The organism is Brevibacterium sediminis (assembly GCF_013623905.1).
Taxonomy (GTDB): domain Bacteria; phylum Actinomycetota; class Actinomycetes; order Actinomycetales; family Brevibacteriaceae; genus Brevibacterium; species Brevibacterium sediminis.
Genome location: NZ_JABKDD010000005.1, coordinates 83741 through 98924, shown reverse-complemented (window position 1 = coordinate 98924; position 15184 = coordinate 83741). Strand labels below are relative to the sequence as shown.

The 15184-nt window shown below is 66.3% G+C and carries 15 protein-coding genes; 4 read left to right on the top strand and 11 right to left on the bottom strand.

Translation table 11 applies throughout. The features are described 5' to 3' along the window. The first annotated feature begins 36 nt into the window (after positions 1-36). The 3 genes from HK108_RS09375 to HK108_RS09365 all read left to right on the top strand — a co-directional run bounded on the left by HK108_RS09375 (position 37) and on the right by HK108_RS09365 (position 3755). On the top strand, positions 37-1653 hold the full coding sequence (locus HK108_RS09375; RefSeq protein WP_181271306.1) for an amidohydrolase family protein: 1617 nt from the start codon (positions 37-39) through the stop codon (positions 1651-1653). Next, complete coding sequence (locus HK108_RS09370) at positions 1653-2363, top strand: sulfite exporter TauE/SafE family protein (protein ID WP_181271305.1); 711 nt, start codon at positions 1653-1655, stop codon at positions 2361-2363. The genes HK108_RS09375 and HK108_RS09370 overlap by 1 nt, the downstream gene beginning before the upstream one ends. 180 nt (positions 2364-2543) lie before the next feature. Next, the gene (locus HK108_RS09365) at positions 2544-3755 is read left to right on the top strand and encodes a LacI family DNA-binding transcriptional regulator (protein ID WP_181271304.1); all 1212 of its coding nucleotides are present in this window, start codon (positions 2544-2546) and stop codon (positions 3753-3755) included. 34 nt (positions 3756-3789) lie between these two features. Here HK108_RS09365 and HK108_RS09360 read toward each other — a convergent pair whose 3' ends face one another. The 5 genes from HK108_RS09360 to HK108_RS09340 form a co-directional block, all read right to left on the bottom strand. Then, positions 3790-5256, bottom strand: a complete 1467-nt coding sequence (locus HK108_RS09360; protein WP_181271303.1) for a uracil-xanthine permease family protein — start codon at positions 5254-5256, stop codon at positions 3790-3792. A gap of 205 nt (positions 5257-5461) precedes the next feature. Then, positions 5462-5974 (bottom strand): hypothetical protein, encoded by a 513-nt coding sequence (locus tag HK108_RS09355; protein ID WP_181271302.1) that lies wholly within the window; start codon positions 5972-5974, stop codon positions 5462-5464. Between the two features lie 166 nt (positions 5975-6140). Continuing rightward, a complete protein-coding gene (locus HK108_RS09350; RefSeq protein ID WP_181271301.1) occupies positions 6141-6956 on the bottom strand; it encodes a class I SAM-dependent methyltransferase in 816 nt (271 codons plus the stop codon). Positions 6957-7144: 188 nt separating this feature from the next. Continuing rightward, positions 7145-7504, bottom strand: coding sequence for a DoxX family protein (locus HK108_RS09345; RefSeq protein ID WP_181271300.1), 360 nt, complete (start codon positions 7502-7504; stop codon positions 7145-7147). Positions 7505-7514: 10 nt separating this feature from the next. Then, on the bottom strand, positions 7515-8228 hold the full coding sequence (locus tag HK108_RS09340) for a TetR/AcrR family transcriptional regulator (protein ID WP_181271299.1): 714 nt from the start codon (positions 8226-8228) through the stop codon (positions 7515-7517). An 85-nt stretch (positions 8229-8313) separates the two neighbouring features. On the opposite strand from HK108_RS09340, the gene HK108_RS09335 reads away from it, so the two are divergent. After that, a complete protein-coding gene (locus HK108_RS09335) occupies positions 8314-9585 on the top strand; it encodes an Nramp family divalent metal transporter (RefSeq protein WP_229664046.1) in 1272 nt (423 codons plus the stop codon). On the opposite strand, the gene HK108_RS09330 is transcribed toward HK108_RS09335, so the two are convergent. The 6 genes from HK108_RS09330 to HK108_RS09305 all read right to left on the bottom strand — a co-directional run bounded on the left by HK108_RS09330 (position 9554) and on the right by HK108_RS09305 (position 15182). Then, entirely contained in the window at positions 9554-10498 is a 945-nt protein-coding gene (locus HK108_RS09330) for a metal ABC transporter permease (RefSeq protein ID WP_181271297.1), read from the bottom strand. The genes HK108_RS09335 and HK108_RS09330 overlap by 32 nt on opposite strands. Beyond that, complete coding sequence (locus HK108_RS09325) at positions 10495-11334, bottom strand: metal ABC transporter ATP-binding protein (RefSeq protein ID WP_181271435.1); 840 nt, start codon at positions 11332-11334, stop codon at positions 10495-10497. Before HK108_RS09325 ends, HK108_RS09330 begins: the two co-directional genes overlap by 4 nt. Positions 11335-11354: 20 nt before the next feature. Next, positions 11355-12353: a metal ABC transporter substrate-binding protein gene (locus HK108_RS09320; protein WP_181271296.1), complete on the bottom strand. Its 999-nt coding sequence runs from the start codon at positions 12351-12353 to the stop codon at positions 11355-11357. A 204-nt stretch (positions 12354-12557) separates the two neighbouring features. Beyond that, positions 12558-13142 (bottom strand): hypothetical protein, encoded by a 585-nt coding sequence (locus HK108_RS09315; RefSeq protein WP_181271295.1) that lies wholly within the window; start codon positions 13140-13142, stop codon positions 12558-12560. 120 nt (positions 13143-13262) lie between these two features. Beyond that, positions 13263-13616 (bottom strand): hypothetical protein, encoded by a 354-nt coding sequence (locus tag HK108_RS09310; RefSeq protein WP_181271294.1) that lies wholly within the window; start codon positions 13614-13616, stop codon positions 13263-13265. 33 nt (positions 13617-13649) lie between these two features. Beyond that, the gene (locus HK108_RS09305) at positions 13650-15182 is read right to left on the bottom strand and encodes a lipase maturation factor family protein (RefSeq protein WP_181271293.1); all 1533 of its coding nucleotides are present in this window, start codon (positions 15180-15182) and stop codon (positions 13650-13652) included. Between the last annotated feature and the right edge of the window lie 2 nt (positions 15183-15184).

The window sequence follows — 15184 nt, the reverse complement described above, 5'->3', positions numbered from 1 at the left end:
TCGATTTGGTTCTGCCCTCGAAGCCCGAAGGAACAGATGACTCAGCTGCGCAGCCTCCACCAAGCCCCGACACTGCTCGTCCCGGAGAAGGTCCTCCTTCCCGAAGGCGCGCAGACCGGCCACGCGGTGCTCGTAGACGACGGCCGGATCCTCGCTGTCGGCCCCCTCGCCGAGGTGGACGCCCAGGCCCGATCGCTGCTGACCGACGCGAACGCCGCCGACCCGATTCCCGGTGCCACCGCGAATCCCGCGGACCCGAGTCCGAGTGCCGACCGGACGCCCGCCGAACCTGTCCGCATCGATCTGCCCGGACGCCTGCTCATGCCCGGCTTCATCGACGCCCACCACCACCTCACCCAGACCTTCGGCAAGTCCCTCGTCTTCGGCGAACCCTCGGAGATCTTCCAGCGCGTCTGGGTGCCCATGGAGTCGAACATGGACGCCGAGGCCATCGACGTCGCCACCCGCCTGGCCGCCTGGGAATCCCTGCGCGGCGGCTTCACCACCGTCACCGACGCCGGCACCCGCTCGAGCGTCGACGTCTCCGCGATCTCCGACGTCACCACCGAGGTCGGCCTGCGCTGCGTGCTCGGGGTCATCTGCAACGACCTCGGCGGGGGAGTGCGCACCTCGACCGTCGCCGAGGTGGTCGCCGCCGCAGAACGCCATCTGAGCAGGTGGGACGCCGAGTCCATGGTCCACCCGTCCCTGGCCGTGTCCATCCCCGAGGTGGCGTCGGACGAGGCGCTCGTGGCGATCACACGCCTTGCCCGGGAAGCCGGTGTGCCCTTTCAGACCCACCTCAACGAGCACATCGTTGCCGTCGAGCGCTCCCTCATCTCCGGCGGTGAGCGTCCGCTCGAACGACTGGCCCGCCTCGGTGCGCTGGGTCCCGAACTGCTTGCCGCACACGCCACTCTCCTGACCCCGCGGGAGATCCGACTGCTCCGTGACTCCGGCGGCGCAATCGCCTACAACCCGGTCGCTAGCTCCTGGAAGGGCAATGCCGTGGCGCCCGCACTGCTCATGCACGAACTCGGAATGCGCATCGGACTCGGCACCGACGGTACCCGCTCGGATGCCTTCCGCCTCCTCGACGCCGCCGAGACCGCGCAGCGACTCACCGGCGGAATGGACGTCATCGACTCCTCTGCCGGCGGAGGCTGGACCTGGCTCGAACAGGGCCTGCGCGGCGGTGCCGACGCCGTCGGACTCGGCGGTCAGATCGGAGAGATCTCCCCCGGTGCCCGTGCCGACCTGCTCGTGCTCAACATCGACACTCCGGAATTCGTGCCCTCCTGGGATGTGCCGTGGGAACTCGTCCGCCTGGCCAACCGCGACCAGATCGAAGCGGTCATCGTCGACGGCATGCTGCGCCTCGAACACGGTTGGCCCGTCGACTGGGACGGCCGCGAATTCCTCGAGCGTGCGAAAGACGTCTCCCGACGGGTGGTGGAGAACTCCCCGATCACCCGCATCGACCCGAACGCGGCCGACCACCGGGCACGGTGGATGGCCGAGCACGGGACCGCCCCGGCCAACACGCCGTGGAACGGTGGGACCGCCTCGGTGAACGCACCGTGGAACGGCAGCCCCACCTCGGCGAACGCACCGCGGAACAGCGGCCCCACCTCGGCGAGGGATGACTTCTGATGTCGATGCTCGCCTTTGCGATCATCGCCGCGGTCGTCCTCATCTCTGCGTTCGTGCAGGGATCGACAGGGATGGGGTTTGCGATGATCCTGGCGCCCGTCGTGACGTTCATCGACCCGAGCCTCATTCCGGTGATGCTGCTCGTGCTGATGATTCCGCTCAATCTCTACATCGCCGCGCGCGAGCGGGAGAATATCGACTGGACCGGTGTGAAATGGATCAGCGTCGGTCGGTTCGCCGGCACATTCGCGGGTCTGTGGATCCTCGTCATCGTCAACCTGCACCAGCTCGCGCTGCTCATCGGCTGGTCGACGCTCATCGCCGCGGTCGTCGCGCTGCTGGCACCGAAGTTCACGCCGAACAAGCCGGTGCTCGCGACGGTCGGGCTCGTCACCGGAGTCACGGAGACCTCGACGGGCATCGGCGGCCCGCCCTACGCGCTGGCCTATCAGCACAGTCCCGGCCCGGAGCTGCGCTCGACGGTGGCGGTGTGCTTCCTCGTCGGAGAGATCATCTCCCTCATCGTGCTCGCCTTCAGCGGGCAGGTCTCGGCGGACACGATGGTCACGACCGCGTGGATGCTGCCGTTCGTCGTGGTCGGTTCGTTCCTCTCCCGATATGTCCACCACCGCCTCGACGGGCCGGTGCTGCGCTATATCGTCCTCGGCTTTGCGATCGTCTCCGGCATCATCGTCATCGTTCAGGCGTGAGGGCGGCGAGTGCCAGGTGCGGCGAAGAGTGGTCGCAAACGGAATCTTGGGCTGCAAACCTAGGTCGCAATCGGATACTTTCAAGCGCGAGAATTGTCCGGTTGCGACCTATTTTCGGGCAGCGAACCTCGTGTGCAGCTGTGCCCTCGTCGGCGCCACGCAGTGAAGTAGGCTGATTCCATGTCTGACTTCCCGCGCGCGCACCGCGTCACGATCGCCGATGTGGCGCGTGAGGCAGGAGTGTCGCGGACGACTGTGTCCCATGCACTCAGCGGTCAGGGCAAGGTCAATGCCGCCACCCGGGCTAAGGTCAAAGAGGTCGCCGAGCGGCTGAACTATCGGCCCAGCGCCCGTGCCCGCAGTCTGCGCTCGGGCAAGTCGCAGACCCTCGCCCTGTTGTCCTCGATGCCCGCGGCTGTGTCCGCCGGGCCGTCTCAGCTGGGCTTCTTCACCGAACTGGCCATGGGATGTGCGCGGACCGCTCTGCTCGAAGGCTACGTCTTCGTCCTCGCTCCACCCACCGAGGCGGCTGACCCCGTCGATCTGCTCGACATCGATGGTGCGATCCTCCTGGAGCCCACCGTCGATGATCCCCTCGCCGAGGCGCTGCGTGACCGTGCCATCCCCTACGTCACGATCGACGGACCGAGTTCGAAAGCTGGCGACGACGCCCTGGCCGCTGCCGAGGCAGGTCCGGCGCGTTCATCGACAGCTTCGACCGGAGCCGCCAGCAAGTGGAGCATCGACCTCCACCACCGGGCGACTGCTCAGTTGCTGCTCAATCATCTCCTCGACCAGGGAGCCGCGCGGCCGGCGCTGCTGGTCAGCCGCAGCCTGCGCGGAGCACAGATCGCGGCCCGCGAGGTCTATGCCGAGACCGCAGTCGCCCGCGGTTTCGCACAGCTGATCGCCGAGGCGGATGAGACCTCCGGAGAAGACGGAGCCTTCGCCGCCGCCGAGGAGCTGTTGGCCGCGCACCCGGACATCGATGCGGTGTTCGCCCCGATCGACACCTTCGCCACCGGCGCGGTGAGGGCCGCTCAGGAATTCGGTCGGACGGTCGGCGAGGACCTGCTCGTCGCCACCCGCTATGACGGTCTGCGTGCACGCACGAGCCATCCGCCGCTGACCGCGGTCGACCTCGGGCTCGAGGCGATCTCGGGCGCGGCAGTCGAGATGCTCGTCACCGTTCTCGACGGTGATCATTCATCGAATGCGACCGCTGTCCTGGACGGCAGCACGGAATCCGTCGCCCGGGACGGAGGCGACGCGAAACCTGCCGCTGCGGACGATACTGGGTCGGCCGCCTCGGCGGGTTCATCCGGTCCGGTTCTCGTCGTCAGGGAATCGACGGCCGGCCATCCGCCGGACCGGAGCAAGGACGGAGCCTGACTCTCGGGCCAGTGGTACGGTGCCGCGTCGAACCTCAGATCCGGTAGTCGGCGGGTCTCTGGTCGAGCTTGCTCGGATCGGCGATCGGGGTCCGGGCCTTCGGGTGACGGTTGCGCTTGCCGGTGTGGTGGAAGAGCAGGTTGAGCAGCACCGAGACGAATGCGGCCATGGCGACGCCGCTTCCCAGCAGTGACGATGCCGTCTGCGGCAGCTTCGAGTACATTCCGGGAAGGAGTACCGGCATGAGGCCCGCGGCCAGGCCCACGGTCGCGGTGATGAGGTTGCCCGTTTGGTTGAAATCGATCTTCGCGAGCATCTGGATGCCGAGGACGGCGATGATTGCGAAGACGACCACGGCGGTGCCGCCGACGACGGCCGACGGCACTCCGTTGAGGATGCGTGCGACGGGGCTGAGTCCGATGAGGATGAGGAGGATTCCGGCGATCGCGGTGACGTAGCGGCTGCGCACACCGGAGGCGCGCACGATTCCGACGTTCTCACCGCTGGTGACCATCGCCGGGGTGCCGAAGAGGCCGCCGAGGATGGTGATGATGCCGTCGGAGCGGATGAGGCGGGGGACCGCGCGGTGCGGTTCGACCTTCCGGCCGACGATCTCACCGTTAATGATCGTCTGTCCGGTCGCCTCGGCCATCGATGCGAGCGCCCACAGCAGCATGGGGATCGCGGCGATGAGATCGAACTTCGGCGAACCGAACGGGAAGAGGGTCGGCACGGCGAACAGCGGGCCGTCGGTCTGACCGGAGAAGTCCGTGGCGCCCATGAACGCGCCGACGATGGTGCCGCCGACGAGGCCGACGGCCACAGAGAGTTTGCCGAGCATTCCGCGGAAGAACCGGAAGCACACGATGGTGATGAGGATGGTGATGAGGCCGAGCAGCAGGTTCTGCGGGTCGCCGAATTCCGGTGAGTCCGGCTCGCCGACCATGAGTTTGCCGGTGACCTGAACGAGGTTGATGCCGATGACGATGACCATGATCCCGATGACCAGCGGCGGGAAGAACTTGAGCACCTTGACGAACAGCGTCACCGCGAGGATGTAGAAGACTCCCGTGAGCAGCACTGCTCCGACCGCGGTCTCGACATCGGTGCCCTGCGCGATCGTGATGAACAGGATCGTCGCGGCCCCGCCCGGGAGCATGACGAACGGCAGTCGCACGCCGATCTTCCGCACGCCCACCGACTGCAGGATCGACCCGAGACCGGAGAAGACGAAGACCGCCGACAGCACCGCCGAGGTGGTCTGCGCGCCCAGCCCCAGTGCGGTGGCGATGAGGAACACCGACGAGATCGGGGTCGCCACCATGACGAGTACGTGCTGGATGGCGAACGGAATGAGATTGCGGATCGGCCGCAGCTGATCGACGGGGTGGACGGCCTTGCCGGAAGTGGTAGCGTCCGCGGATGGCGTTGTGTCGGCGGCGGCGTCGGCGTCGTTGCCGACTGTACTGCCGGTGTGGTCCGGATCGGGTGTTGCGGGCATGGCACTGCTCCTCGATGCACATCGTGATCGGCCTGAAATACAGCGGCCAAATCGATTTGTTCAATCGTGCATCGAGGGAGGGGCGGTGTCAATAAGCGGTTCGGAATTCGGACAGTTCGCCGAAAAACGGGCTGAGTGTCGAGAAACGCATGTACGCACCCGTTTCTCGACGCTCAGCCCGTTCTTCGACGGAGTCGGGGGAGGCTCAGGCGGCGAGGAAGCTGAGGACGACGAAGGTGCCGAACGAGACGAACGGGGCGATCGCTGCGACTGCGATGGCGATGACGCCGGGTGTTCGCCCCCGCCCGGTGACCGCGGCCGTGATGCCCAGGATGATGGCTGTGACTCCCGCGCAGGTGCACAGGCCCTGGACTCCGACGAGCACGGTCGCCAGGGTCTGATACCAGTCCGGGGTGTCCGTGAAATAATAGCCGGATGCTGCCTCCGAAGGCCCGACGGTGGCGCCCAGGATCACCGAGGCGGCCAGGCTGAGGACCATGGCGACGATCGAGAGCGCCACGGCCACCTTGCCCAGCGTCGGCGACTTCGCCGAGGCGGCACCGTCCACTCGGGCCACAGCGGAGTCATGAGCATCGGCAAGATCGTCGGGGCGCGGGGAGGCATAGATGGGTTGGGCAGGAGGAGTCGGGACTCGAGGCTGCTGTGCCGCGAGCTCATCATCGGTGGGCTGAGGGTACGAGAAGTCCGTCGAAGTCATGCTTCGACGCTATCGACAAGGACCGGCTGCGCCCCATCCTGCTATCCCAAGAGCGAGGTCGGGAAAACCTCCCTGCGGGCCGAGCCCGGCCAGTAGCCGCGAACTCAGGTCACAAACGGATACTTTCGGGCGCGAGGAACCTCCGTTTGTGACCTATATTCGGGGTTCAGGGCTTGCGGGCGACGATGAGGAACCGCTTCTGTGTGACCGAAATCGGCTCACTCGACTCGGCTAAGCGTCTGAGGACATCGAGGTTGGACCTGACGGTGAACCCGGGGACATCCCACGGAATATAGGCGAGGTACTCGATGACCGCCTCGACGTCGGTGAAACGCATCGTTCCCTGCCACTTGCGGGCCGCCTCGATCGCCAGTCCCTCACTCTCGACGTCGCTGATGCGCGGTTCGAGCTGCTGGCGCAGATCGCCCACCCCGCCGCCGAAGAGATCGCGGAACTCCTGAGCCTCCGTGCCGTCGACCTGCTGGGTGAGGAACAGTCCGCCCGGGGAGAGCACGCGGGCCACCTCGGCGAGGTCATAGCTTTCGTGGCGGTTCATCACAAGGTCGAACTCACCGTCGCTCCACGGCATCTCCGGGTGGTGATCGCTGTCGTACCGGGTGACCTCGACGCCGTAGTCCTCCAGCATCGAGGCGGCCAAGGGGACGTTGGGCTCCCACCCCTCGGTCGCGGAGATCGTCGGCGAGGGTTCGCCGGGAGGCCGGGCCTCCTCGAGGCGATCGATGAGTTCGCTGAGGCGCTCGCCGCCTCCCGTGCCCATGTCGAGGCAACTGCTCGACTCGGCCATTGCGTCGAGGCAGATCTGGTCGAAGTCCCACGGTGGATCATCGGCGACGAGGCGTCCGGCCAGCGGGGAGAAGTTCCACCCTGTCATCGAGGCTGTCTCGTGGATCCAGGCCCATCGCTCGTGGCGTTCGTGGGGAGTCTCGTCGCGCGTGCGACTGCTGTCGGCATATTCGGGCATGTCCACACTCCTCTGCCGGGTGGCTCGGCACCATCACCGAGCAGTTCTGCAACTCTGCCGGACGGCTCAGCGCCGCAGGGGCGCCGGTGCCGTACTTCGACTCTAGGCCAAAACAGTTTCGAGGTGCGGGAAGTAGCGAAGAATTCTCCGGACTGAGACATGGACTCCGGCGTGAAGTAAGTGGGCGCCTATACGACGAAGCAGAAGGTGAGCACCGCGAGGCTGACGGCGAGCATGCCCAGGCAATTCAGCCAGAAATCCCGGCCGATATAGCCGGCCCGCAGATGAGCGACCGCGGCGCAGAGGAAGTAGACGACGAGGCCTGCCGCGGCCGCCGCGCCGAGTCCGGGAATCCAGATCCCTGCCACCAGGCCGGTCGCGGCGAGGAACTTCACCACCGCGAGTGCCCACCACCAATCACGTGGGAAGCCGACGCCGTCGAGGCAGGCGGCAATCGCTCGCGGCGGACGGAAGGTGAGCAGACCGTCGCCGAAGACGATGACCGCAAGGACGAGGGTCGGCCAGATCGGATCGGGCAGCAGGATCATCGTGAACCCCTCATAGCGAGCTCCGGATGCGAGTGTGGAAGACGATGCTGGCCAGCATCGCCTCGACGGCGTCGTCGAGACTCATCGTCGTCGCCGCCCACCGGAAGAGGATGCCCAGGTACGAGTCGTAGAGTGCTGCGGCGCTGGACCGCGCATGGTCCTCGTTGATCCCGATCGAGACCAGCGATTCGCTCAGGCGGCTCTGCAGATCCGCGGCGAGGGTGTTGAATACTTCGGGCTCGCCCTTGACCCGCATCATCGCCGCAGCGTAGTCCCGTGACAGGTCCTCGTGTTCGGCGAAGAACTCGAGGAAGGGCAGGAAGAGCTCGAGCAGATGACGCTGCACCGCCGAGGATGGTCGGGACGGGCCCGTGTCCCTGGGGCTTGCCCCAGCGCCGGCTCTCACCCCGACCGCACCTGCGGCCGTCGAGCTCCCGCGTTCCGAGAGACTCCCGCGCTCCGACAGGCTCGCTCGCCGAGGCGGTGGTGTGTAGGTCCCGTCCTGCAGCTGACCGATCCACCGATCGAAGCACCGGACGAGGATCGCGTCCTTGTCGCCGACCGCCATCACTCGACCCACCGACACCTCCGCGGCCTTGGCGATCGCCCGAATGGTTGTGGCTTTGAAGCCGCGGTCGAGGAACAGCTCGGCGGCGGCACCGATGATCCGGTCCTCGGTCTGTCGGCGCTTGCCGGACCTCAGCTGAACGTGTTCACTGGCCATGCTCGAACCTTAGGTCCTTCCGTGTTCACTTTCCAGACCACGTGTCGTGTTGCCCTCAACAGGAAAGTTTATGTACCTTAACTTTATGAACGTCGATCCCTCTGCATCGGTGCGCACCCGCGAACGTGGACTGAAGAAGCACGGCCGGAAGAAGATCTCCACCGCAGTGCTCCTCGGCCCGGCCTTCGTCGCGGCCATCGCGTATGTCGATCCGGGCAACGTCGCGGCCAACCTCACCGCCGGTGCGGAGTACGGATACCTCCTCGTCTGGGTGCTCGTGGCAGCGAACCTCATCGCCGTTCTCGTCCAATATCTGTCTTCGAAGCTCGGACTGGTCTCCGGGCAGTCGCTGTCGAGCCTCCTCGGTGATCGCCTTCGGAAGAGGTCCCGCCTCGCATACTGGGGGCAGGCCGAGGTCGTCGCCATCGCCACCGACCTTGCCGAAGTCATCGGCGGTGCGATCGCACTGAAGATCCTCTTCGACTTGCCGCTCCTGCTCGGCGGCGTCATTGTCGGGGTGGTGTCGCTGTTCCTGCTGTCGATCCAATCCACTCGCGGTCAGCGTCCCTTCGAATTCGTCATCATCGGATTCCTGGTCGTCATCGCCATCGGCTTTCTAGCAGGCCTGTTCGTCGGGGACGTGAATTGGGGGCAAGCCGCAGGTGGAATCATGCCGCGGCTCGAAGGCACGAACTCCGTGGTGCTGGCCGCGAGCATGCTCGGCGCCACCGTCATGCCCCATGCGATCTACCTCCACTCGGCGCTGTCGGTCGATCGTCATCGCGATAACGCGACTGCCTCGACCGGGCAGCTGCTGCACGCCAGCCGCTGGGACGTCGTGCTGTCCCTCGTCGTCGCCGGGTCCGTGAACATCGCGATGCTGCTCCTGGCCGCCGCAGCGCTGCGCGGCCAGACCGGCACCGACACCATCGAGGGTGCACACGCGGTCGTCACGGCCAACCTCGGCGAGGTCGTCGGCCTCTTCTTCGGCATCGGTCTCCTCGCCTCGGGGCTGGCCTCGAGCGCAGTCGGATCCTATGCGGGCGCCTCGATCATGCAGGGCCTGCTGCGGGTGAACATCCCGATCGTGTGGCAGCGCGCGTTCACGATGATCCCCGCGCTCATCGTTCTCGCCATCGGTGTCGACCCGACCTGGGCGCTCGTGCTCAGCCAGGTCGTGCTCAGCCTCGGCATCCCGTTTGCGATGATCCCCCTGGTCAGGCTCACGAGCAGCCGCCGCGTGATGGGCGAATTCGCGAACGCACGATGGATCACGCTCATCGCCGTGGCCGCCTCGGCGCTCATCATCGCCCTCAACGTCGTCCTCATCGTTCTGCTCGCGCTCGGCGTCGACTGACCTGAGCCGAGGCGGGGCGGCCGGCTTGGGTCGATGCGGATCGGACTCGTGTATTCGCTCGCTTACGGCGCATCGCTGCCAAGCGACGACCGATGAGTCCATGTCGAGGAGCGAAGAGGTAGACGAGAGCGAATACCGCGCCCTGCGAAAGCACCACCATCCCTCCGGAAGCAGTGTCGAGGTAGTAGCTCGAATAGAGACCGATCACCGCGCACAGAATCGAGATCGCAGGCGCGATGAGCAGCATCCGCTGAAACCTGTCCGTGAGCAGGTATGCGGTCGCACCGGGCACGATGAGCATCGCCACGACGAGCACGACCCCGACCGCCTGCAGTGCGACCACGGAGGTCAGAGCGAGCAGCCCGAGCAGGGTGGCGCCGAGGAGGCGCGGATTGATCCCCAGCGCATGTGCATGAGTCGGGTCGAAGGCGTAGAGCGTGAAATCGCGGTTCTTGGCTGCGAGCACAAGCAGGGCGATCGCCCCGAGGGCGGCCACCTGGACCAGTTCGGAACGCGAGACGCCGAGGAGGTTGCCGAAGATGATGTGGTTGAGGTCGACGTGCGAAGGGGTGACGGAGATGAGGACGAGGCCCAGGGCGAAGAGCGATGTGAAGACGATGCCGATCGCCGCATCCTCCTTGATTCGGCTGGTATCGCGGACGGCTCCGATGAGTCCGACTGCGAGGAATCCGAAGACCACCGCGCCGAGGGCGAACGGCGCGCCGATGACATAGGCGAGAACGACTCCCGGCAGTACTGCATGCGAGACGGCATCGCCCATGAGCGACCAGCCGATGAGCACCAGCCAACAGGAGAGAACGGCGCACACGACCGAGGCGATGAGGGTCGTCGCCAAGGCGCGAAGCATGAAGTCTAAACCGAAGGGCTCGATCAGGAAGTCGATGAGAGTCATGCCATCTCTCCTTCGATGCGGTCGGCTCGGTCCGAGTTGGGACGCTCACCGTCTCGGGGCGTTTCGCTCGCACCGGACGGGTCGAGGCCGAACGCCAGAGCGAGATTCTCCGGGCGGAGCACCTCGGCAGGGGAGCCGTGGAGAAGGACGCGGCGCATCAGGAGGATCGCTTCGTCGGCGAGTGCGGGCAGCGCATTGAGGTCGTGAGTGGACACGAGCACCGTCGCCCCCGCCTCGGCGAGTTCCTTCAGCAGGCCGGTGATCGTCGCCTCGCTGCGTTTGTCGACGCCGGCGAAAGGCTCATCGAGGAGCAGGATCGTCGCCCCCTGCGCGAGTCCGCGGGCGACGAAGGCCCGTTTCTTCTGCCCGCCCGAGAGCTGACCGATCTGTCGGTCGGCGAACTCGGTGAGTTCGACGCGGTCCAGAGCGCTCTCGACGGCCTCGCGATCGGCTCTCCGGCTCATCCGGAGCGGGCCCATGCGGCCATAGCGACCCATCATCACCACATCGCGGACCGAGAGTGGGAAGTCCCAGTCGACGTCCTCGCTCTGAGGGACATAGCCGAGTGCTCCGGCCCTGCGGGCCCGCCGTGTCGGGCCGCCGTCGATGCTCACCCGCCCGGAGTCGGGGTCGACGATGCCCATGATCGTTTTGAACAGGGTCGACTTGCCCGAGCCGTTCATCCCGATCAGCCCGCAGATGCGTCCCCGCTCGAGCGTCAGGGAGGCGCGATCGAGAGCGAGCGTGTCCCCGTAGTGGACGGTCACCTCGTCGACGGTGATCGCCGGCGGTGCATCGCCGGCCGGTCCGACCGTGGAGCTCGTCTGTTCGGTCACGGAAGCGGGAGCTGCGGAACTCACGATTCGCTCCCGGTCAGTGCCTCGGCGATGACCTGCGCGTCGTGGCGGATGAGGTCGAGGTAAGTGGGCACGGGGCCATCGGCCTCCGACAGCGAATCGACGTAGAGCGTGCCGCCGAATTCGGCCTCGGTGGCTTCGACGACCCGATCCATCGGCGCCTGGGAGACCGTGGATTCGCAGAAGACTGCGGGCACATCGTTGTCCTCGACGAACTCGATCGCCGAGGTGATCTGGCCCGGTGTCGCCTGCGATTCGGCATTGACCGGCCAGATGTACTTCTCCCTCAGTCCGGCATCGCGTGCGAGGTAGGAGAACGCCCCTTCGCAGGTGACAAGTGCCCGCTGGGACTTCGGCAGCGTGGAGAGATCGTCGACGAGGTCGTCCTGCACCGTCTGCAGCTGTTCGCTGTAGTCCTTCGCGTTGGCAGCGAAGTCCTCGGCATGGTCCGGGTCGAGGTCGGCGAAGGCGCGGGCCATGTTCTCGGCGTAGATCTGGACGTTGAGCGGGCTCATCCAGGCGTGCGGGTTGGGTTTGCCGGCGTAGGCGTTCTCGGTGATCGAGAGCTCGTCGACCCCCTCGCTGACGACGGTGTGAGGGACGTCGACCTCGTCGACGAACTGAGAGAACCACTGCTCGAGGTTGAGCCCGTTGTCGAGTACGAGATCGGCCTTCGCGGCCTTGCGGATGTCGCCGGGAGTGGGTTCGTAGCCGTGGATCTCGGCCCCGGCCTTCGTGATCGACTCGACCTCGAGGTGCTCGCCCGCGACATTGTCCGCAATGTCGGCGAGCACCGTGAAGGTCGTGAGCACGACCGGTTTGTCGCCGGCGTCCTCGGCCGTCGCGGCGCTGCCGCAGGCGGCCAGACCAAGGGGGAGGGCCGCGGCCAGGGCGGCAGTGAGTCCGCGACGAGAGCGAGGAATCGGGTGCCCCGTGGGGGCGTTTCCGGGTGCAGATGCGGCGTCGGCGGCAGTGGTGGAATGGCTGTGCTCAGACATGAGGGGCGGCTCCTTGTCGTCGGGGGTCCCGAATAAAAGTTAATGTACATTAACTTTATGCTCTGAGCTGAGGAAAGCCAAGTCATTGGGCCTCGTGTCTCGTTGGGCCCCGCGCCGAGGCTGACCTTCGCCGAGGCGGCTCGCAGTTCCGAGGTCACCGACGTGTCCTTGTGGAATGGGGACTCACCTCGCCGAGGGGGCGCCTCAGTCGGGGAGGATCCCCGACCGGGCGAGGACGGTGAGCCTGCGCGCGAATTCGGCGGCCTCCTCGCGGTCGGTGCCGTGCAGGCGGAAAGCCGGTCGGTCCCGGAACTGCACAACGGCGGTTGCTCGCCCGTGATCGACTCGAGTACTCGCCCCGACCAGCTGTTTCGGTGCCGCCTCGTCGATGATCTCCGTGCTTCCTGAGGAAGTCGGGCGGGTGTGGACCAGTCGGGAAGGTGTGATGAGGAGGAACTCGGCACCGCGCAGATTGCGGTTGCCGATCTTCAGCCACACGGACTCGTCTCGGTCGAGGGCGTCATAGGGCGGCGGGGTCGGCCCACGGCGGCGGGCTCGCGCGGAGAGCTTCTCCTCGCCGACGCTGGTGACGGCCATCCGGCGGGCTCCGAGCAGAACGACGACGGAGACCGCTGCCAGCGGCACGGTGATGGCCGCGGCGATGACGGTGTTCGCGAAAGAGAGCCAGGCGAACAGAGCCCCGGCGCCCATGCCGAGGATGACGTTGCCGGCCACGAGCCAGAGTGCCAGGCCGGTGCGGCTGCGCACCGCCACTGTGACTCCGGCCATTGCCAGACCGAAGTTCGTCGAGGCGATGGCTGCGGCGCACAGAACGACGAAGGGCAGGGGCGAGTTCGTGAAGTCACCCCATACGGTTCCGGGAGCACCGGGTGCGGATGCGAACGTGTGCTACAGCAGTGCTGCGAGGCTGAAGCACAGCCCGAACAGCGGCCCGATGCCGGTGACGGCGATGAGCGGATCCCTGGTGAAGAGGGTGAACGATCCGCGTGGGGCTCCGCTCAGCTCGGATTCGAGTCCTTCGCCGCGGTCGGATCCTGTGAAGAAGATGATAGAGACGAAGGTGATCAGGCCGATGAAAGCGAAAGTGAACGGAGCGGCGGCCTCGGCATCCATGAGGTTATCGGAGGTGGGAGATGCACGGGCCAAGCCGGTGTTGACGACGAAGAACACCACCATCGCCACGGCGCTGAGAGTGAGAGCTCCGGTCAGTCCGTGGGACAGTGCTCGCTTGTGGGTGCTCATGGATGGTCAGCTCTTCAGTGCGCGCCTAGTCGGTCAGCCCTTGCGCAGGTCGATCGGTCGGATGAGGATGCGCGGGTCCGAGCGCACCCACCACGGTTTCGGTTCTCCGGCAGCGGCGGCCGCTCGGCGCTCGGCGCGGGTGGCATAGCGGTAGGTGAAGACGCGGACACGGATGAGGTCCGGGGCAGCACCGCCGAAGGGGTCGCGGCCCATCAGTCTGCGGATCTGCACATCGCCGGAGCCGATCGCGCGGAGCAGCTCGGTGAACCACGTCTGTCGGTAGTCACCGAGTGCGGCGAACCACATGAGCCAGTCGAGCCTGAGGTGATAGGGCGCGACGACAGGCCCGCGACGAAGAACGTCGCCGGGTTTGCCCTTGAACGGATACTCGCGCCAGCTCTCGCCGTCCCACCCTTCGATGATGATCTCGTTGCGGGTCTCGGTCATCGATCCGAAAGCGCCGTAGGCATTGCCGAGCCCGAGCCGATTGAAGCTCGCGTTCATCAGCTGATTCGGTGAGAAGAGATTGCGCAGCGCTGGCACGTTCAACCAGGCCTGCCACGCGACGAATACGAGGACGATGATCAGCCACCAGACCGGCAGCGCCTCGACCGGCGCGGTGGCGGGTGCGGGGTCGGTCGCCTCGGCGGTGGTGGGATCGGTGAATATTCCGATGACGGTATTCCACCCCCAATCTGGGAACGGACCGCCGGCGATCCACCGGAAGAACGTGTCGCTGATGCCGGAGCAGGCGAGCAGGATCGTCGCCCAGTTCAGCCACGCATAGTTGCCGCTGACGACGAGTGCGAGCTGGGTGAGGATGATGGCGACAGCTGCGAAGGAGGCGATCGGCTGGGGCAGGAACAGCAGCCACGGTGCGGCGAGTTGGACGATATGGCTGCCCAAGGTCTCACTCTTGTGCCACCAGCCGGGCATGAGGTGGACGCGCCGGCTCAGCGGGTTCGGCATCGGCTGGGTCTGGTGGTGATAGTCCATCGCGGTGAGGTCGCGCCAAGAGTCGTCCCCGCGCATCTTGATCATTCCGGCACCGAATTCGATGCGGATGACGAACCAGCGCAGCAGCAGGATCATCGGCAGAGCCGGTGCCACCTCGTGGGAGCCGAGGAAGCCGACGAGGAACCCGGCTTCGAGCAGCAGCGATTCCCAACCGAAGCCGTAGAAGCGCTGCCCGATCGAGACGATCGAGAAGTACAGCGCCCACATCGCCAGGAATACCGGAATGGGCACCCATGCGGGCCCGGACTGGGGCAGACCGATGATCGCCGAGGCGGCCAGGACCATTCCGAACACGCAGATGAGGCGCAGTCGTTGGTCCGAATACGCAAACCGCTTCCAGCGGAAGAGGCTCGGCGCCTGTCGGGCCGAGGTCAGAGCGATGAAGCGTGGGGCAGGGGTGAGCCCCCGTTCGCCGAGGAGAGCCGGGAACTGGTTGAACGCGGAGGCGAAGGCGATGAGGAAGAGCACGCCGAAGCCGCGTTGGATGATCTCGCGGGAAATCGTGTAGTCGCCGGCGGTGAGCAGAGCGACCACCTGGCTGAGGTCCATGG